Origin of the sequence: Arthrobacter crystallopoietes BAB-32 (assembly GCF_000328305.2) — a bacterium.
GTDB classification, from domain to species: domain Bacteria; phylum Actinomycetota; class Actinomycetes; order Actinomycetales; family Micrococcaceae; genus Crystallibacter; species Crystallibacter crystallopoietes_A.
This window is the reverse complement of the sequence record NZ_ANPE02000076.1, coordinates 1-19433: the sequence shown is the minus strand read 5'-3', so window position 1 is coordinate 19433 and position 19433 is coordinate 1. Positions and strand designations below refer to the sequence as shown.

Annotated in this window: 13 protein-coding genes and 1 pseudogene; 8 read left to right on the top strand and 6 right to left on the bottom strand. The window is 66.1% G+C overall.

Translation table 11 applies throughout. The features are described 5' to 3' along the window. The first annotated feature begins 53 nt into the window (after positions 1 to 53). Genes D477_RS04515 through D477_RS04500 form a run of 4 tightly spaced genes read left to right on the top strand, consistent with a single transcriptional unit; the run spans position 54 to position 6841 of the window. On the top strand, positions 54 to 1514 hold the full coding sequence (locus D477_RS04515; RefSeq protein ID WP_150110001.1) for a DUF3375 domain-containing protein: 1461 nt from the start codon (positions 54 to 56) through the stop codon (positions 1512 to 1514). Next, complete coding sequence (locus D477_RS04510) at positions 1511 to 2155, top strand: DUF4194 domain-containing protein (protein ID WP_005267703.1); 645 nt, start codon at positions 1511 to 1513, stop codon at positions 2153 to 2155. Before D477_RS04515 ends, D477_RS04510 begins: the two co-directional genes overlap by 4 nt. Then, positions 2152 to 5547 carry an ATP-binding protein gene (locus D477_RS04505; protein WP_005267701.1) on the top strand — a complete coding sequence of 1132 codons (3396 nt, stop codon included), beginning with the start codon at positions 2152 to 2154 and terminating at the stop codon, positions 5545 to 5547. Before D477_RS04510 ends, D477_RS04505 begins: the two co-directional genes overlap by 4 nt. Continuing rightward, complete coding sequence (locus D477_RS04500; RefSeq protein WP_005267700.1) at positions 5537 to 6841, top strand: Wadjet anti-phage system protein JetD domain-containing protein; 1305 nt, start codon at positions 5537 to 5539, stop codon at positions 6839 to 6841. The genes D477_RS04505 and D477_RS04500 overlap by 11 nt, the downstream gene beginning before the upstream one ends. A 134-nt stretch (positions 6842 to 6975) precedes the next feature. Here D477_RS04500 and D477_RS04495 read toward each other — a convergent pair whose 3' ends face one another. Then, complete coding sequence (locus tag D477_RS04495; protein WP_202804077.1) at positions 6976 to 8664, bottom strand: BCCT family transporter; 1689 nt, start codon at positions 8662 to 8664, stop codon at positions 6976 to 6978. A gap of 102 nt (positions 8665 to 8766) precedes the next feature. Here D477_RS04495 and D477_RS21055 point away from each other — a divergent pair, with 102 nt between their 5' ends. The 3 genes from D477_RS21055 to D477_RS04480 all read left to right on the top strand — a co-directional run bounded on the left by D477_RS21055 (position 8767) and on the right by D477_RS04480 (position 12504). Continuing rightward, entirely contained in the window at positions 8767 to 9537 is a 771-nt protein-coding gene (locus D477_RS21055) for a cob(I)yrinic acid a,c-diamide adenosyltransferase (protein ID WP_005267697.1), read from the top strand. Continuing rightward, entirely contained in the window at positions 9534 to 11039 is a 1506-nt protein-coding gene (gene putP, locus D477_RS04485) for a sodium/proline symporter PutP (RefSeq protein ID WP_005267695.1), read from the top strand. The genes D477_RS21055 and putP overlap by 4 nt, the downstream gene beginning before the upstream one ends. 175 nt (positions 11040 to 11214) lie before the next feature. Further along, on the top strand, positions 11215 to 12504 hold the full coding sequence (locus tag D477_RS04480; RefSeq protein WP_005267692.1) for an MFS transporter: 1290 nt from the start codon (positions 11215 to 11217) through the stop codon (positions 12502 to 12504). Positions 12505 to 12562: 58 nt separating this feature from the next. Here the strand turns inward: D477_RS04480 and D477_RS04475 are convergent, their stop codons facing one another. Beyond that, entirely contained in the window at positions 12563 to 13573 is a 1011-nt protein-coding gene (locus tag D477_RS04475; RefSeq protein WP_005267690.1) for a PDR/VanB family oxidoreductase, read from the bottom strand. Positions 13574 to 13604: 31 nt separating this feature from the next. Next, entirely contained in the window at positions 13605 to 14699 is a 1095-nt protein-coding gene (locus D477_RS04470) for an aromatic ring-hydroxylating dioxygenase subunit alpha (protein WP_005267689.1), read from the bottom strand. 113 nt (positions 14700 to 14812) lie between these two features. Here D477_RS04470 and D477_RS04465 point away from each other — a divergent pair, with 113 nt between their 5' ends. After that, complete coding sequence (locus D477_RS04465; protein WP_005267687.1) at positions 14813 to 15400, top strand: PadR family transcriptional regulator; 588 nt, start codon at positions 14813 to 14815, stop codon at positions 15398 to 15400. 88 nt (positions 15401 to 15488) lie between these two features. Here the strand turns inward: D477_RS04465 and D477_RS04460 are convergent. The 3 genes and pseudogenes from D477_RS04460 to D477_RS04450 all read right to left on the bottom strand — a co-directional run. Further along, positions 15489 to 17065, bottom strand: a pseudogene (locus D477_RS04460) (acyl-CoA synthetase). Between the two features lie 257 nt (positions 17066 to 17322). Next, positions 17323 to 18309, bottom strand: coding sequence for an ABC transporter substrate-binding protein (locus D477_RS04455; RefSeq protein ID WP_005267685.1), 987 nt, complete (start codon positions 18307 to 18309; stop codon positions 17323 to 17325). Between the two features lie 90 nt (positions 18310 to 18399). Next, on the bottom strand, positions 18400 to 19433 hold a 1034-nt coding region (locus D477_RS04450), incomplete at its 5' end, for a thiamine pyrophosphate-binding protein (protein WP_005267683.1).

The window sequence follows — 19433 nt, the reverse complement described above, 5'->3', positions numbered from 1 at the left end:
CCCGAAACTGAATTGTCGGCGCCAGGCTCTACCATGGGTGGCGGAGCTGAACTGTGACTACTTGGGGACCAATGGACTTCTACGCCGTTAATTCTCTGCGCGAGAACCATGCAGGCTGGTCCTTGCTGCGTGCCCAGAACGGGCCGTTGGCCATCGCATTTTTCATGGCTGCCTTCACCGGCCCCAACCAGCGCAACATTGGCAGGCAGGCTCTGATCGACACATTGGACGATGTGCTCTTCGGCCTCCGGGATGGGCTGGGCGAGGACAGGTTTCCCCGCCCGGCGGCAGAGTATCTCGATGATTGGGCAGCCCCGGAAAAAGCCTGGCTGCGCAAGTACTATGCCCCGGGCGAGGATGAACCGCTGTATGACCTCACCGCCACGGCAGAGGACGTGGTCCGGTGGGTGGAGAACCTGCGCGGACGGGACTTCGTGGCCACCCAATCCCGCCTGACCAGCATCTTCCAGCTGCTCAAGACCCTCGTCCAGGAGTCCGAAACGGACCCGGAAGTCAGGCTCGCCGAATTGCAGAAGCAGCGCGATGCCATCGACGCCCAGATGCAGCAGATCCGGGACGGCAGGATCCAGGTGATGAGCGGGCCGGAGGCGCTGGACCATTTCCAGCAGCTGACCGCCCTGGCCAAGGACCTGTTGTCCGACTTCCGCGAGGTGGAACAGAACTTCAGGCAGCTGGACCGGCAGGTCCGCGAGCAGATCGCTACCTGGGACGGCAGCCAGGGCGAACTCCTCGAGTCCATTTTTGCCAACCAGCAGGACATTTCCGGTTCCATCCAAGGCCGAACATTCCAAGGATTCTGGGACTACCTCATGTCCCCGCAACTGCGTTCCGAGCTGCAGGACCTGCTGGACCGGGCCACCCAAATCGAGGCTTTGGCCGGTTTGGACAACATTCATGCCATCGGCGAGCTGCACCAGGACTGGCTGCCAGCGGTGGAACAGACCCAGTCAACGGTCCGGCAGCTGTCCCAGCAGATGCGCCGGCTGCTTGATGACAAGGTGTTCCTGGAGAACAAACGGATCATGCAGTTGATCCGGTCCATCGAAGGAAATGCTTTGGCGGTGCGCAACGACCGCCCGCCCGCAACGTTCATGGAGGTTTCCGCACAGGCAGTGGACGTGGTGCTGCCGTTCGAACGCCCGCTCTATGAACCGGCACGCCGGGTCGCGGTGGACGACGAAGTCTTCCTGGCCGAGGACGGGGACGTGGACCCAGCCGCCCTGTTCGAGCAGTTCCACGTGGACAAAGCACGCCTGCAGGACAACATTGACGCCGTGCTTGACGGCGCTGACCAGGCCACCCTGGCGGATATCACCGATGCCTTCCCGCTCAGTCAAGGCCTGGCGGAGATCGTCACCTACTTCCAGCTGGCCTCGGATTCACCGTGGGCGAGCATCAGTCCGGATGTGACCCAGCAGCTGGTTTGGACCCTGCCGGACGGCAGCATCCGCGAAGCCACCGTCGAACAGATCATCTTTGCGAGGCCCTCATGACCGCAGAACCCAACTCCGCACCGGCCCACCCGGACGAACTTCCCGCCGTCGTGACCCGGCTGTTCCGCGGCGTACTCTATGCCGAAGCCGACGAGAAGGCCTGGCAGTCCCTGCTGCCGCTCGCCTCGCATGTGCGCGACTACGTGGCTGTCCTTGGCCTGGAGCTTTTCCTGGACGAAAGTGAAGGCTTCGCTTTCCTGAAGTCCCGCCCCGACGCCGACGGCACGCTCCCGCGCCTGGTGCCGCGCCGGCAGCTGACGTTCAATGTGAGCCTGCTGCTCGCGCTGCTCCGCGCACGCCTGGCCGAGTTCGACCAGCGCGCCGGCGAATCCCGGCTGGTCATGACCGAACAGGACATCGCGGACATGGTTTCCGTGTTCCTGGCCGACTCCAGCAACGAGGCCCGCATCTTGGACCAGCTCGGAGCCAACATCAAGAAGGTCGTCGAATTGGGGTTCCTGCGAAAACTCCGCGGCCAGCAGGGGACCTACGAAGTTGCCCGCATCCTGAAGGCTTTCGTTGACGCGCAGTGGCTCGAAGAGTTCGACGCCCGGCTGGCGGACTACCGAGCCTCGCTGGACGGCGGATCGGGCGGCGGGCAGGCTCCGGAGACCAACCGCCCGAAGGGGGCCTCGAAGTGACGATCGATCTGCAGGACAGCCTGTTCTCGCTGGAAGACATCGACGACGGCGCCGGTCCGGCACCGGGGTTCCGCCTTCGCCGTTTGGAGCTGCTGAACTGGGGCACCTTCCACCAAGGCGTCCGGACCTTCCGGCTCGACGGCGAAAACAGCCTTTTGACCGGTGACATCGGCTCCGGCAAATCGACAGTGGTGGATGCCATCACCACGCTGCTGCTGCCAGCCAACCGGATCGAGTACAACAAGGCAGCCGGCGCGCAGAAGAAAGAGCGCAGCCTGATGTCCTATGTGCGGGGCTACCACAAGAGCACCAGGACCACAGCCGGGGACAATTCCAAGCCCGTGGCGCTCCGTGGACCGGGTTCCTACTCGGTGGTGCTGGGCGTTTTCCACCATGCCGGCCTGGACAAGACCGTCTCCCTGGCAATCACGCTCTGGGCTGTGCAGGAAGCAGGACAGCCCAACCGCTTCTACTCGCTTGCCGAGACGGAGCAGGCGATTGCCCGCGACTTCGCCGATTTTGGCAAGGATCCGGCGAAGCTCAAGAAGAAGCTGCGCGCCGCGGGAGTAACCGTGCATGACTCCTTCGAGCCCTACGCGGCCGCGTTCCGCCGGCAGTTCGGCATCTCCGGGAGCCAGGCGATGGAACTCTTCCACCGGACCGTTTCCATGAAACAGGTGGAGAACATCACGCACTTCGTGCGGACCAACATGCTGGAACAGGATGACATTGCGTCCCGGATCAAGAACCTGATCGGCCACTTCGATGATCTGAAGAAGGCCCATGACGCGGTCCTGCGGGCCAAGGACCAGATCCAGCGGCTGACGCCCATCCGGGACGGCGCCGCCAGGCATGAGGACCTGGCCCAGCGCGAGCAGCGCGGCAGGCTCCAGCGGGACCAGCTGCATCCGTGGTTCACGGCCCGGAAGCTCGAGCTGAGCCTGGCGCACGAGCAGGAACTCGAACGCACCGGCAGCCGGCTGGAGGATGAACAGGAAAAACTCCAGGCAGAGCTGACCCGGTTGGCCCACGAGCTCTCCGGCATCCAGGAGGACATCCGCACCAACGGCGGCGGACGGCTGGCTGCCCTGGACGCGGACATCTCGCGGCTGGCCGAGGAGGCCCGGGCCCAGCGGTCACGCTTCGACAGCTACACGACGGCTGCCGAGGCACTCGGCCTGCGCACGCCCGAAGACCAGGTACTGTTCGACGGCAACGCGGCCCGGCTGGCGGAGGTCGAGGACAGCCTCCGCGCGGAGAACACGGGTCTCCAGGACAGCAGAACCGCCGCCTCGCAACAGCGGAACGAGGCCTCCGCCCGTGCGGATGAGCTGCGCGCCGAGCTCAAGAGCCTGCAGTCCCGGCAAAACCTCATGCCGCGCACCCAACTGGAGCTCCGCCGTCGTCTGTGTGAAGGAACCGGCATCCCGGAAGCGGAGCTGCCGTTCGCCGGTGAGCTGCTCAAAGTGCGGGATGAAGAGGCTGCCTGGGAAGGAGCGGCGGAACGGACGCTGCGCGGCTTCGCGCTCTCCCTGCTGGTTCCCGCCGCGCATTACGCCGCGGTCACCGGTTGGGTCGACAGGACTCACCTGGGCAACCGGCTGGTGTACCTGAAGGTCGGTCCGGCCGGGGCACATCGGACGGCGGAGCCCGGGACACTCGCGGCCAAGATCGTCCTCAAACCGGCTACCGAATTCCGCAATTTCCTGCTGGAGGAACTGGCAACCCGGTTCGACCATGTCTGCTGCGATTCGCTGGAGGACTTCCGCCGCTATCCCAAGGCGGTGACGCTGAACGGGCAACTCAAGGGCGGGCGCGGACGGCACGAGAAGGATGACCGCCAGGCGCTGTCGGACCGGCGCCACTACGTGCTTGGCTGGGACAACCATGCCAAAATCAGCCGGTTCCACGCCGAACTGGAAGAGGCCCAGGGCCAGCTCCGCAGCGCAGAAAACCGGATCGCCACGCTGGATGCCGCCCTGGGGCAGCTCGGCCGGCAATGGCAGCATCTGGGGACCGTGCGCGGCGTGCAGGATTTCGGGGCGATCGCCTGGCAATTGACTTCGCGGCGGATCGAGGAGCTCAAGACCGAGAAGGCGGCCCTGGAGGCCGCCAGCAACGTGCTGCAGCAGCTCACCGCACGGGAAGCGGAAACCCGGCAGCACCTGGACCGGGCAAATGCCAAGGCCCGGACCATGTACGAGCGGATCGGACGCAATAAGTCGGATCTGGACAAGATCCGGGAGGCCATTGCCGAGTGCCGGACCATCCTGGTGGAGACTCCGCTGACTAACGACGGCGGTTTGCTCGGAGAGCTGCAAGACCTCGCCTTGCGTGCACTGGGCGAAGCGGAACTGACCTACAAGAACACCGACCGCACAGAGGCCGCTGTGCGCAGCGACCTCAGTTCCGCCATCGACGCGTTGGCAAAACAGCTTGCCCGGGCGGCCGAATCAACGGTCCGGCTCATGGCGGAGTTCCGGAACAAGTACCCGGAGGAAACCACCGAGATCGACGCTGCCCTGGACGCTGCCGGCGAGTACAACCGGCTGCTGGACCAGCTGGTGGACAACGACCTGCCGCGCTTCGAAGCGCATTTCAAGGACTCGCTGAACCAGAACACGATCCACGAGGTCGTGGCCTTCAACGCCTTCCTCGAGTCCCGCCGGCAGGATATCGTCAAGCGGATTGGGGAGATCAACCAGTCACTGGCCGGCATCGAGTACAACCCCGGCCGGCACATCCAGCTTGAGCACCAGAACACCACCGACATGGACGTGCGGGAGTTCGGGGCCGACCTCCGGGCCTGTTCCGAAGGGACCTTGGGCGACGAGGACCAGTATTCGGAGCAGAAGTTCCTCCAAGTGGAGAAGCTGGTCAGCCGCTTCCGCGGCCGCGAAGGCCTGACCAGCCTGGACGAGCGCTGGACCGCCAAGGTCACGGATGTCCGCAACTGGTTCACCTTCTCCGCCTCGGAAAAGTGGACCGAAACCGGTGAGGAACACGAGCACTTCACCGATTCCGGCGGGAAGTCCGGCGGCCAGAAGGAAAAGCTCGCCTACACTATCCTGGCCGCCGCGTTGGCCTTCCAGTTCGGCCTGGGCCGAGTGCCAGGACACGGTTCCCGGACCGGCGCCGGACGGAGCTTCCGCTTCGTGGTCATCGATGAAGCCTTCGGCCGGGGATCGGACGAGTCGGCACGCTACGGCCTGGAACTGTTCAAACGGATGAAGCTGCAGCTGCTTATCGTCACGCCCCTGCAGAAGATCCACGTGATCGAGCCGTATGTGGCCAATGTGGGCTTCGTCGCGAACACCAGCGGCGAAGATTCCCAGCTGCGCAACATGACCATCCAGGAATACCGCGAGGAACGCGATCGGCGTGCCGGCTAGCGGCGGAAAGGCCGCTGCTCAAAGCAGCGGCTGGACCACGCTGTCTGCGCTTCGCCAGCAGTCCGAACGAGCCTGGGACAAAGGCGACCTGCTGCGCGAACTGCTGGCGCCTACGGGCGCCTATCCCCGCCGTCGTCCGTTGAAGCACCCCACCGCAGCCCAATTGCGCGACAACTACGGCGCTGCACGGGACTGGGCCGCGGAACTGCACGTCGGGGCTACGGACTTTACCTTGGAATCAGTCAGCATCGGCCGCACGACGATCGGGGCCAACAAAGTCCCTGCCGGCGCGCTGTTCGCCGCGGCAGACGACGAGATCGCGTTCCTCGGGCACCAGCGGAAGGCCCGGCGCTTCCTCGAACTGGCGGCACGGCTGGAACAGCTCGACCCGACCCTGCGACATTGGGCCCTGAAGCGGCCGCTGGCCCTTCTGGAACTGGATGAGGCCGCCCTCACCGCCGCGGCCGTGGCGGCGTGGCTCCGGGACCATCCGGCGCCTGGCATCTACGTGCGCCAGCTCAGCTTGCCCAACGTCCACACGAAGTTCGTGGCGTCCCACCGCCGGACCATCGACGAAATGGCCATCCTCCTCCGTTCGGATGCTGCCGGCACGTCGTCCGTTCCCCCGCCTCCTGCCGCGGGAACCGCCACGGCGGCCGGGGAGCCTGACGCATTGATGGAACCAGGGGCGCCGCCGGCAGCCGGCCCTGTCAGCGGGCCGGGCACCGGCTTCGCCGCGCGTCACGGCTTCCTGAGCCCACCGGAGCTGGTCCGCTTCAGGGTGCTTGATCCGTCCATCCCGCTGTTGGGTGCTGCCAGGGATCTGTCGGTCACGGCCGAAGCCTTCGCCAGCCTCGAGCTGCCCGTGCAGAGAATCATCGTCACAGAGAACCTGGTCAACTTCCTGGCCCTGCCGGAGCTGCCCGGGACAATGGCCCTTTTTGGTGCCGGCTACGGATTCTCTGCGCTGCGCCACGCGGCCTGGCTGAAGCGGTGCGAGACCATCTACTGGGGCGACATCGACACTCACGGTTTCCAGATCCTGGACCAGCTCCGGTCCGGTCACCCGCATGTGCGAAGCGTCATGATGGATACCGGGACTTTCCTCGCCCACCGGCAGTTTTGGGGACGGGAGGCCAAACCTTCCAGCGCCCGGCTCACCCGCCTGACAGCGGACGAGGCGGAGCTGTATACCGCGCTCGTCAACGATGAGCACGGACCGGCCCTGCGGCTGGAACAGGAACAGATCCCGTGGGACTGGGCGCTGGGGCGGCTGGCCTCTGCCCGCAGGTAAGCCAGCCCCGCCTGAACGCCCCGCTGGATCTGCGGGGCAGGAGCGACTGCGTCAGCAGCGGGCACGACGCCACGGGATGCCCTGCGCCGACACGGCGTAGTCCGGCGCCCGGCGCTGGCCCGCTGCTGCGACGGCTAGGGCTTGTCCCGTCCCGCGGGCGGCTCCTCCGTGATGGGAATCTGCCCCGTTTCGGCGAAGGGAACGTTGCTGGGGACCGTCACCGCGCCGCGGACGGGGCCGGCGCGCCGCTGCCGGAGCGGGTCGCGCCGCAGGTCGACATAGAGCGCGACGCAGAGCCCGATGATGATGAGCACGAACGGACTGGCGGCCAGGATGGTAAAGGTCTGCAGCGCGCCGAGGCCGCCGACGAACAGCAGCATCGCGGCCACGGCTCCGGTCAGGATGGCCCACATGATGACCAGCGGAATCCACGGGTCCTTGGCGCCGCGGGAGGTGAGCGTGCCCAGCACCAGCGAGCCGGCATCCGCGCCGCTGACGAAGAACACCGCGGTCAGCACCATGACCACCAGGGCCGCCCCGAAGAAGAACGGGTACTGCTGCAGCGCCGCGAAGAAGCCTGCGGCCTCGCTGCCGGTGCCGGCGATGTCCACGCCGCCGAGCTGCAGGTTGATGCCGGCACCGCCGAAGATGGTGAACCACACGACGCTCACGGCGGTAGGAACCAGCATCACGCCGAGCACGAATTCGCGGATGGTCCGGCCGCGGGAGATCTTCGCGATGAAGGTGCCGACGAACGGCGTCCAGGAGATCCACCACGCCCAGTAGAAAATGGTCCAGCTGGCCAGCCAATCATGCCCGCCGAAGACGCCGGAGTTGAAGCTCATGTCCACGAAGCTGGAGAAGTAGGCGCCGATCGAGGACGGCAGCAGGTCCAGGATGAACACCGTTGGGCCGACGACAAACACGAAGACCAGCAGCACGAAGGCCAGCACCATGTTGGTGTTGCTGAGCCATTTGATGCCGCGGGACACGCCGCTGGCCGCGGAAATGATCACGCCGACGGTCAGCACGCAGATGATGAGGATCGGCATCGCCGCGCCGGGGTCGTCCTCGAACTGTCCCGTCCGCAGCAGCGCCAGGCCGGCCGCGATCTGCAAGGCACCAAGGCCCATCGACGTCGCGGAACCGAATTTGGTGCAGATGATCGCCAGGATGTCGATCGGCTTGCCCCAGCCCTTGTCCTCGATCCGTTCCCGGCCGAACAGGGAGTGGAACGGTGCGCTCATCAGGTTGCCGCGGCCCATCCGGTAGGTGGAGTACGCCAGCGCCAGGCCCACGACGGCGTAGATCGCCCAGGGGTGCAGGCCCCAGTGGAAGAAGGTGTAGGCCATGGCGGTCTGGGCAGCGGCCTCGCTGCCGGCGTCGACTTCGGCGAACGGCGGCGGCGAGGCCAGGTGCGTCACCGGCTCGTACACGCCGAAGAACATCAGCCCGATCCCCATGCCGGCACTGAACATCATCGCGATCCAGGACAACGTGGAGTACTCTGCTTCCTCCCCCTCCTTGGAGAGCGGAATGCTGCCGTACCGTCCGAAGGCCAGCACCAGGGAGAAGACCACGAACCCTGTGGCGCCGAGAACGAACAGCCAGCCGAACGTCGTCGTAATCCAGGACAAAGCCGCAGCAGCTGTGGCCTCGAACCACTCCGTCGCGAACACCCCGAGCAGGCAAAGCACCACGATAATGCCTACGGAGACCCCGAAAACTGTCTTGTCCACCGTCGCCCAGCCCTTGGCGGGAGGGGCTGATACGGCGTCCCCCAGCCTGGATTGTGCGCTTTCACCGGACGGTTCGTTGCTCATGAATACCTCGCTGGTTGCGGTCGGTTCCTTGCCCGGCGGGACGCGTTGTCCCAGCATTCCTCTCTTCGACGCCGGACGTATCCTTTACGTATAGTGTCAGCCATGAACGAGCATGGCGCATCGCATCCGATCATCCCTGCCGAATCGGCCAATGCCGGCGACTACGGCCGGACGGATTTCGGCGGGCACGGGAACGTTTCCAAGAACGACGCGCGGGTTGTCGCCTATGCCGAGTGCGATGCGGGTAACGCCTCCATCAGCGTTGTGATGGCTACCGCGGGCATGCCGCCGAACATCAACGCCACCTTGCTCAGCATACAGAACGATCTCTACGACCTCGCCGCGGACCTGATGCAGCCGACCGGCAGCGAAGAACCCGCACAGGCACGGATCGTCCCCGGCCACACCGAGCGGCTGGAGCGGGCCATCGAGCATTTCGCCCAGGACGTCGAGGACCTCAGCGGCATGGTGCTGCCCGGCGGTACGCTGCTCGCCGCGCTGCTCTACCAGGCCCGTGCGTCCGTCCGCCGCGCGGAACGTGCCGTCTGGACCGCGGTGGAGGAATTCCCCGATAGCGTTAATTCGGAGTGCGCCCGCTACCTCAACCGGCTCTCGACCCTGCTGTTCGTGCTGGCCCGCGGCGCCAACACCGAGCACGGCGACGTGATGTGGGTTCCGAGGCCTCGGTCCGGCCGGCGCCCCTCGAGATGGAGCCGGAGGCCGGCGAGGCCTGAGCCGGCCGGCATGGGCAGCCGGCCCGACCAGGACTCCGCCCGTCAGTCATGCATTTGGCCGAGAGCTAGGCCACGTGGCCATACTGGAACGTTCCCCCAAGCAACCAACCCCGGTCCAACCGGAAGGAAACCCACGTGAACGACCAGTTTTTCCAGTACATCGCCATGGCCTTCTATATGGCCGGCATGCTCGCGATCGGCTGGTGGGCGTACCGGCGGACCAGCGACCTTGACGACTACATGCTCGCCGGCCGCGGCCTCAAACCGGGCGTGGCAGCACTGAGCGCCGGCGCGTCCGACATGTCCGGCTGGCTGCTGATGGGCCTCCCCGGAGCGCTCTACCTCGGCGGCCTCTTCGAAGCGTGGATCGCCATCGGCCTCACCATCGGTGCGTGGCTCAACTGGAAGTTCGTCGCCCCGCGGCTGCGCACCTACACCGAGGTCGCGAACAACTCCATCACCGTGCCGAGCTTCCTGGAGAACCGGCTCAAAGACAACTCGCACATCCTGCGGGTGGTCTCCGGCCTGATCATCCTGGTCTTCTTCACGTTCTACGTCTCCTCCGGCATGGTCGCCGGCGGCATCTTCTTCGAGGCCTCCTTCAACTCGACCTACACCATCGGCATGCTGCTGGTCGGGGGCGTGACCGTGCTCTACACGCTCTTCGGCGGCTTCCTCGGCGCCAGCTACACCGACGTGGCCCAGGGCCTGCTCATGTTCGCCGCGCTGCTGGTCGTTCCCATCGCCGGGCTCTTCGCCACCGGCGGGCTCGGCGCCACCTTCGAATCCATCCGGCAAGTCGACCCCACCCACCTGAGCCTCTTCACCGGGGGCGCGGTTGCCGGCATTTCCGCCGCAGCATGGGGCCTGGGCTACTTCGGCCAGCCGCACATCATCGTCCGCTTCATGGCGCTGCGCTCCCCCGCCGAAGCCAAGGCCGCCCGCCGGATCGGCATCGGCTGGATGGTCATGACCGTGCTCGGCGCGGTCGCGACCGCGCTGGTGGGCATCGCCTACTTCCAGCAGAATCCGGACGCCACCCTGACCGACCCGGAGTCCGTCTTCCTGGACCTCGCCCAGATCCTCTTCCACCCGTTCCTCGCCGGCCTCGTCCTGGCCGCAGTCCTCGCCGCCATCATGAGCACCGTGTCCTCGCAGCTGATCGTGTGCTCGTCGGCGCTGGTCGAGGACCTGTTCAAGATCGTGGCGAAGCGTGAGGCCTCGCCTAAGACGCAGGTCATGCTCGGCCGGATGGGCGTGCTGGTCGTCTCCGTCGTCGCCGCCCTGCTGGCCTGGAGCCGCAACGACACCATCCTCGGTCTGGTCGCGTTCGCCTGGGCCGGGTTCGGCGCCTCCTTCGGCCCGACCATCATCCTGTCCCTCTTCTGGCGGAAGCTCACCATGCCCGGCGCGCTGGCTGGCATGGTCGCCGGCGCCGTCACGGTCTTCGCCTGGGGCAACTCCACGCTGGCCGACACCATGTACGAAATCGTTCCCGGCTTCATCCTGAACGTGCTGGTCGCGGTCGTGGTCAGCCTGCTCACCTATAAGCCCACGCCCGAGATCGACGCCGAGTTCGAAGCGGCGCTCGGCGCACTCCGGCCGGAACCCGTGGGAGCCGGCGAACGCCAGGGGCACTAACGACGGCGGCGCCCCACCTGCGTGCCGGCGCCTCCTGAACCTTCACCCACCTCCCGCGATTGGCGGCGGTCCACGTCAAGGGACCGCCGCCGTCGTCGTTAACCCACATGAGTGGTTTACATTTCCCAATCACTGGGTGGATACTGGTGCCCTGCCATCCACCCGAGGGAAAACCATGTCCTTGCCCCGCGCCATGCGCCCCTTTGTCCACCGCGACTACCGCGTGCTGATCGCTGCCCTGGCGATCTCCATTTTCGGCACCGGAATGTGGGCTGTCGCCATGGTCTACCAGGTCATCCACCTCGGCGGCGGCCCGGTGGAACTGTCCATCGTTGCCACGGCCTCGAGCGTCGGCCTGCTCGCCTTCGTGCTGCTGGGCGGCATCGCCGCCGACCGGCTGCCGCAGCGGCGGCTGATCATTGCGGTGGAGGGGGCCAATCTGCTGGCGATCGGCGCGGTCGCGGCGCTCTCGATTGCCGGCCTGCTGCAGCTCTGGCACCTGGCGGCCGCAGCGTTCCTGCTCGGGGTCGGCGCAGCGTTCTTCTTCCCCGCCTACTCCGCGATCCTGCCCCGGATCCTGCCGGCCGAGGACCTGCTGGCGGCCAACGGGATGGAGGGGACGATGCGGCCGCTGCTGCAGATGGCTGCCGGTCCTGCCGCCGCGGGCATGATCGTGGCGGCCTTCTCGCCGGCCAGCGCCACCGCCTGGATCGCGCTGTGCCACCTGTCCGCGCTGGTTATCCTGACGTTCCTGAGCCGTGCGGTCGCGACCCCGGCCCCGGTCGGCTCCGACGGACCGCCGGCGAAATCCTCGATGTGGAAGGACCTGCGCGAGGGCGTGGCCTACACGGTCAGGACGCCGTGGCTGTTCTGGACGCTGCTGTGGGCCGTCGTCTGGGTGCTGCTCTTCATGGGGCCCATCGAGGTGCTGCTGCCGTTCGCCGTCGAGGAGCAGCTGGACGGCGATTCCAGCACCTTCGGTTTCCTGCTTGGCACGTACGGCGCCGGTGGTGCCGTCGGCGCGATGGCCACCGCCTCGGTCCGGCTCCCCCGCCGCTACCTCAGCGGCATGCTCATGCTCTGGGGCGCCGGTTCGGTGCCGCTGGCCGTCACGGGCTTCGTCACGAATTTCTGGCTGCTGGCCGCCGTGCTGTTCGTCGTCGGAGTGACGGGCGGGGCTGGCCAGGTCATCTGGGGCACGCTGCTCCAGCGGCGCGTCCCGCCCCACCTGCTCGGCCGGATCTCCAGCCTGGACTTCTTCGTGTCCCTGGCCCTGATGCCGGTGTCCATGGCGCTGGCCGGGCCGCTGGCCGCCGTGGTGCCCATCTGGCTGATCTTCCTGGTCGTTGGGCTGGTCTCGCCCGTGCTGTCCGTGCTGGCCATCGCGTTCGGCGGCATGCTCAAGGACGAAATCGCCCATCCGCTGGACCGCGTGCCGGCCGCCGCCCAGCAACTGGGCAGCTGATGCCCCTTATCCGCCGCAAATCGGGCATCAGCTGAACAGTGATTGGAGGTCAGCCGGCTCAGGAGACGTCGATGGTGATCACGGCCGGACCGTCCGGCGAGGCGTCCGCTTTGGCCCCGGTCTTCGATGTGATGCCGCGGGAGACGCAGCAGCACATTTTTTCCGCGGCGTGCTGCTGGCGTTCGCTGTAGAAAACGTCGCGGTGGTCGATCGCGCCGTCGAGCTCCAGGATCCGCACCTCGCAGAGACCGCACTCGCCCTTGCGGCAGTCGAACATCATGTCCGCGCCGGCGTCTTCGAGGGCCTCCAGCATGGACCGGCCCTGGCCCACCTTGGCCTCGATCCCGAGCCGCGGGACCTTGACGATGAACTCCTCCGGGTCGTACCAGCCGCTGTTGCCGAAGGTCTCGTAGCGCAGGTTGGGGAGGTCCAGCTCGCGCTCGGTCCATGCGCGGCGGACCGCGTCCATCAGCCGGATCGGCCCGCACATGTAGAGCTCGGTGTCCAGGCCGGCGCTGGCGATGAGCTCGTCGACCTTCAGCGCGGTGCCCTCGTCGTCGACATGCACCACCAGGTTCTCCCCATGCAGCTCCTGCAGCTCGGCCAGGTACGCCATCGCGGTCCGGCTCCGGCCGACATAGACGAGCGTGTAGTCGGCCCTGAGGCTCTTCAGCACGCGGGCCATGTTGACGATGGCGGTGATCCCGACACCGCCGGCCAGCAGGATGTAGCGCTCGGCTCCCACCCGCAGCGGGAAGTTCTGCAGCGGCTGGGTGATTTCCAGCGTGTCCCCCGCCTGCAGGGTGTGCATGTAGAGCGAGCCGCCGCGGGACTGCGGCGCCTTCATCACACTGATGACCAGGCGTCTGCCATCCTCGCTGGACTCGACCACGGAGTACGAGCGCTTCTGGACGTTCCCCTCGATCACCACGTTCACGTCGATGTGCGAGCCCGGTTCCGCCCTCTTGGGCTGTTCCGGCTCCAGCTCGATCCGCTGGATTCCTTGGGCCACGTTGCGGACCTCGGCGACCGTGGCCCGCTGCCAGACTTCGATATTCGTTGCTGCCATTGTCCTCTTACCTGTCTCTCGCCCGGCCGGCTCAGGCCGAGGTGGCCAGGCGGCCCTCGGCCACCAGCATCCGCTCGATCAGCCGCCGCACCCACATGCCGCCGCCGTCGATATTGAGGTTGTAGAACTCGTAGTCCGGGTTGGCGTCGATGGCTTCCTGCTGCGCCTTGAGCATGGCCTCGTCCTCGCCGAACACGCCGTGCACGCCATTGCGCAGCTGGGTGGTGATGAGCTGGCTCTCCAACCGGTAGTTGCGCATGAAGGCCCAGAAGTAGTGGCAGGAGCGGTCCGTCTCCGGCGTGATGGTGTTCATGACGTAGCCGTTGACGCCCTGGCTGCGGTCGCCCTCCGGCGCGCCGGTGCCGGCTTTCGCGACCCCGACGTCGATGCGGATGGTCGACGGGGCTTCGAAGCGAATGATCTGCCAGCGGTCCACCTTGCCCTCGAAACCGGGGAACTTGTCCCGCATGTTCTTCAGCCAGAAGGGCGGCGCGTCGATGTTGAGCATCCAGCGCGTGACCGTCACGGTGTTCCCGTCGTGCGAGACCACGAAGTCGGATTCGCTGAGCTCCTCCTGCCCGATCGACGACGAGTGCACGAATTCCTCATGCGTCAGGTCCATCAGGTTGTCCAGCACGAGCTGGTAGTTGCAGTCGGCGTGGATGGTTTCGCCGTCGCCGGCCCACTCGGGCGACGTCATCTGGTGCATGTCCGGGACCAGGTCGGGATCCGCCATGGTCGGGTCACCCAGCCACACCCAGACGTAGCGGTAGCGTTCGACGACGGGAAAGGACGGGACCGTGGCGCTCGGGTTGATGGTCTCCTGGGCCGGCATGGACACGCAGCGGCCGGCGGAGTTGTAGACGATGCCGTGGTACGGACACTGGATGCCGTCCTTGCCGATGGTCTTGCCCATCGACAGCGGCGCCAGCCGGTGCCAGCAAGCGTCGGCGAGCGCTACCGCTTTGCCATCCTCCGTCCGGTACAGCGCCACCGGTCGGTTCGCGATCCGCCGGGACATCGGCTTCCGGGTGACCTCGTGGTCCCACGCGGCGACGTACCAGGCGTTCAGCGGATGGCCGAGGACCTTGTTGGTCGTCGAGCTCTGGGACTGGACAACAGTCACGGCGGATTCCTTTCCACTTTCCAACTAACTATGTCCATAGTTAGTGTTCTGAACCACAACAGTAGCTATGGATATAGTGATTGGCAACACTTCACGTGAAGGAGATTCTGGCCGTGAGCCTGCGATACGCCTTGCTGGCGCTGCTGAGCGTCGAACCGATGACCGGCTACGACCTCTACAAGGAATTCGAATCCTCCGTGGGACACGTCTGGCATGCCCCGGACTCGCAGATCTATCCCGAGCTCCGGCGGATGGAGAAGGACGGCCTGCTGGAAGGCGAAGAGGTCGTCTGGGGCCAGCGCGGCAAGAAACGCCAGTACCACATCACCGAGGCCGGCACCGCGGCCTTCCGGGACTGGATGAACGGCACGCTGGAGTATTCGCGCGTCCGGGACCCGGCCCATCTCAAGGCGGCTTACCTGGAATGGGCCGAACCCGAGGCCGCGCGCGAGCAGATGCGCGCACACATCCGGCACCACACTGCGCAGCTGGAGCAATGGCGGGAGAAGGTCCGCGAGATCGAGCAGGGCACCAGCCCGATGCTCACCCGCCGGCTGGCCACCCTTCCGGCGTCCGAGCACAGTAAAACCACGGCCTTCAAGAAGTTCACCTACCAGGGCCTGATCGCCCGCGCCGAACAGGAAATCGCCTGGGCACAGCAGGGCCTCGCCCTGATCGACGAGCTGTACCCCGCGGGCTGAGCCGCAGCAGGACTGGCACCTTCTCCCCCACCAGGAAACCGGTCGAACTCTCGAGCCCGGCCAGGCCTGGCCGGGGCCCGCCCGCCGGTCAGCTTGAATATTGCTTGCGCAGGTCCGCCTTGCGGATCTTGCCGCTGGCCGTGCGCGGCAGGTCGTCGACAATCACTACGCTCTTCGGGATCTTGTACCGCGCCACCCGGCCATTCAGATGCTCCACAACATCCTCGGAAGTCAACTGGAAGCCCTCGCGGACGGTGACGATTGCGCGCGGCACCTCGCCCCATTTCTCGTCCGGCACGCCGATCACCGCGACGCTGCTGACCGCCTCCAGCTCCACGATGATCTGCTCGACCTCGGCCGGATAGATGTTCTCGCCGCCGGAAATAATCATGTCCTTGAGCCGGTCGGAAATGTAGAGGTACCCCTCGTCGTCGACATAACCCATGTCCCCGGAACGGAACCAGACGCCGTCGGCATAGCTCTCCGCCGTCGCGTCAGGCCGCTGCCAATACTCCTTGATGACGTTGGGCCCCTGGATCTGGATCTCGCCCACCTCACCCGGACCTGCCGGCCCGTCCACCGGATCCATGATGCGGATGTCGGTGAAGAAGTGCGGCAGCCCGGCCGACCCGGCCTTCTCGCGGGACTTGTTCGGTGCCAGGCTGGTGGCCCCGGGCGCGGTTTCGGTCATCCCGTAGCCGCCGGTGAAGGACAGCCCGCGCGATTCGTACGCCTCCAGCACGCGCATCGGCACCGCTGATCCGCCGCAGGTGAGCTTCTGCAGCGAGCTGATGTCCGTCTTATCCCAGTCCGGGTGCTCGCAGATCATCTGGTACGTCGTCGGCACCCCGCTGATGCTCGTGGCCTTGTGCTGCTCGATCAGGCGCAGGGTCCGGCCGGGATCGAAGCGCGGCTCGAGGATAACCGTGGCCCCCTTCAGCAGCGCCGGCAGCACGCCCATGCCGAGCGAGGCCACATGGAACATCGGCGCGATCATCAGTGCGACATCGCTGCTGGCCAGGTCGTAGTCCACGAGCACGTTCATGCTGTTCCACGTCATGTTGCCATGGGTCAGCAGCGCCCCCTTGGGCCGGCCGGTCGTGCCGGAGGTGTAGAGGATCATCGCCGGATCCTCCAGCGACACCTCCACATCCAGGTGCGTATCGTCTGCGGCAGCAATCGCGTCTTCAAGAAGTACGACGGCGGCGCTTGGCCATCTTCTGCGTTGCCTGCCGCGGGGCTATCGTCGGCGCTGCCTGCCGCGGGGACATCTTCGACCACCAGGCGGCGCTCAACCTGGGTTCCACGGGAGCCGGGGACCGCGAGCCCCTCAACGCTGCGCGCGTTGACCAGGATGCGGCTGCCGGAATTCTCCAGCGCGAACTCGATCTCCGGCGCGGCGAGGCGGGTGTTGAGGGGAACGAAAATGGCCCCGAGGGTGCCGCAGGCAAAGAACGTCTCGAGGAAGGCCGCGTGGTTCTCTCCCAAGTAAGCGACCCGGTCGCCCTTGGCGATGCCCCAGCCGGCAAAGGCATTGGCGAGCCGGTCCACCCGCGCGGCGAACTCCTCGTAACGCAGTTCCTTGCCGCTGCTGACCAGCGCGACCTTTCCGGCGGACTTCTCCCGCCGGCGGTGAATCCACGTTCCAACCCCTTGGTTGTGCATCGCCACACGTACCCTTCGCTTATTTCCGACGAGCGGACCCCAGCCTATTCAGCCTCAGCCCATGGTGAGTCGCCTCACAGAGCCACTCTCACAGTAGGGACATATGATTGAGAAAGTCAATAGTTGTAAAACCCATGTCGCAGCATTCCGCCGGGCCAGCTGCCTATGGCGCGGGCACAGCCGAAGGGTGCCGAGCCTAATGGCCCGGCACCCAAGTGGCAGCAACAACCGGGCCGCAGCCCGCCGTCGTCGTTGTTTTACTGGTGTGGGAGGAGGGCCTCCATGTCGGGGATCTCCTCGATCAGGCCGTCCTTGAGGGAGATGTCGGCGATGGTCTGCAGCGAGTCCGCATTGACCTCCTGGGCGAACTTGGGCAGGGTCAGCTGTTCGATGACGGCAGGATCCAGCTGGGTGTAAGTCGGCAGGATCTCGCGGACCTTGTCCGGGTTGGCGTCGGCGAAGGCCTGGGACTCCTTCATGGCGTCAATAAAGGCCTGCGTTTCCTCCGGCTTCTGCTCGGCGATCTGGTCCGAGGTGAAATAGGCGGCAACGGTGAGGTCGTCGACGGGGTGGGCATAGTTGGAAAAGACGGGAACGGCGCCGTCGCCCTTGGCCATGGTCACGACCGGCTCGACAGCCGCGATGGCGTCGACATTGCCCTGCTCAAGCGCTGCCCGCATGTCAGGGAAAGGCATCTCCACATAGTCGATGGTGGAGGCGTCGGCGCCGGCCTCCTCGACGGCAGCACTGATGGTCGAGTCGGAGATGTTGTTCAGCGTATTGACCGCGATGCTCTTACCGGCAAGGTCCGCGATCTCCTCGATGCCACTGTCCGGCTTGACCATGACAGCGGCAAAGTCAGCATCCTGGTCACCTGTGGAGGAGGAGCCGCTGGCGAGGATCTGCAGGGGCAGGCCCTTCGAACGGGCGATGATCAGCGAGGTGACGTTGCTGAAGCCGAAGTCCATCTGGCCGCTGGTGATCGCCGGGACGATGGCCGCGCCGCCCTGGGCCGGGGTGAGCTCGACGTCGAGGCCATGCTCTTCGAAGATGCCCTCCTGCACGCCGAGGTAGATCGGGGCGACGTCCACGATGGGGATGACACCGACGTTGACCGGCGTCAGCTCGCCGCCGGCCCCCGGGGAGGCCGCCTCCTCGCCGTTCCCCGACGGGCTTCCGCCGCCGCAAGCAGTCAGGCCCAGGACCGCCGTCATCGCCAGGACCGCACCCAGTTTCTTCATCATTTCTCTCCTCAGGATTCCCCGATGCACGATTGTGCGCTGCGCCACATGCTAACTATTGGCATAGTGAGTGGTCAAAGGCGGCGGTCGCTGTCACTCCTCGGTGAATGTGTGCGCCAGGACCCAGGACGGGAAGGAGCTGATTTTCGCGTCGATCACCAACGGCGTGGTCCGGTCCGAGCCCAGCCATTCCACGACACCGTCCAGGTCATCTTCGTTCCGGACTGTGAGCGCGGTGCAGCCGAAGCCCCGGGCGATAGCGGCGATGTCCGTGTCCGGGAACTCCACGGTGCCCAATGCCTCGGTTTCGTGGACGAAGTGATGCACTTCGGCACCGTAAGCATTGTCGTTGTAGACCACGACGACGAGGGGCAGCTTCAGCCTGACCGCAGTGTCCAACTCGGCCAGGCTCATCATGAAGCCACCGTCGCCGATTCCGGCGACCGCGATCCGGTTCGGGTTGGCGACGGCCGAACCAATGGCGGAGGACAGGCCCAGTCCGATGGACTGGAAGGCCAGGGGCAGGCAGTAGCCGCGCGCATCCGGGATCTGGAAGAACATCGCCGGATAGCCGTTGAAGTTGCCTCCGTCCGGCACGACCACGCGCTCCATCGGGAGCATGTCATTCAAGGCAATGGTCAGGGTGCGCGGGTCGATTGTGCCCGCCGGGGCGATCGGCTCGAAGCCGACATTGACCCATTCGCTGCCGGCTTTAATCCGGGCCAGCACCTCGTCGGTCCGGTAGCCTTCGGCCTGCACGCCGCGGCGCTCCAGCTCAGCTGCCACGGCAGCAGCAACGGCCGCGGAATCGCCGACCACCCCGAACTCCACCGGCCGGTGGAAACCGATGGCCTCCGGACTCAGATCCACCTGAACAACCCTGGCGCCGGACAGCAGCTCGCCGCCGCGCGTCGTCCAGCGGTTCAGGCTGGCCCCGAATGCCACCACCACGTCGGCCCCCTGGATCAGCTCCGCCGTGGTGTCCGTGGAAAAGCCTCCCATGACATCGAGGTACCACGGGCTGCCGATGAAGGTTCCGCGGCCCACCGCCGAGGTGGTCAGCAACGCCCCGATGCGTTCCGCCAGCGCTTCGATCTCGGCGCGGGCCGCGAAGGCCCCCCGGCCGC

Bases quoted from the DNA above. Each gene is read 5' to 3' on its own strand.
- D477_RS04510 (WP_005267703.1), top strand. From the start codon at position 1,511: ATGACCGCAGAACCCAACTCCGCACCGGCCCACCCGGACGAACTTCCC.
- D477_RS04495 (WP_202804077.1), bottom strand. From the start codon at position 8,664: ATGAGCAACGAACCGTCCGGTGAAAGCGCACAATCCAGGCTGGGGGAC.
- D477_RS21055 (WP_005267697.1), top strand. From the start codon at position 8,767: ATGAACGAGCATGGCGCATCGCATCCGATCATCCCTGCCGAATCGGCC.
- D477_RS04480 (WP_005267692.1), top strand. From the start codon at position 11,215: ATGTCCTTGCCCCGCGCCATGCGCCCCTTTGTCCACCGCGACTACCGC.
- D477_RS04475 (WP_005267690.1), bottom strand. From the start codon at position 13,573: ATGGCAGCAACGAATATCGAAGTCTGGCAGCGGGCCACGGTCGCCGAG.
- D477_RS04455 (WP_005267685.1), bottom strand. From the start codon at position 18,309: ATGATGAAGAAACTGGGTGCGGTCCTGGCGATGACGGCGGTCCTGGGC.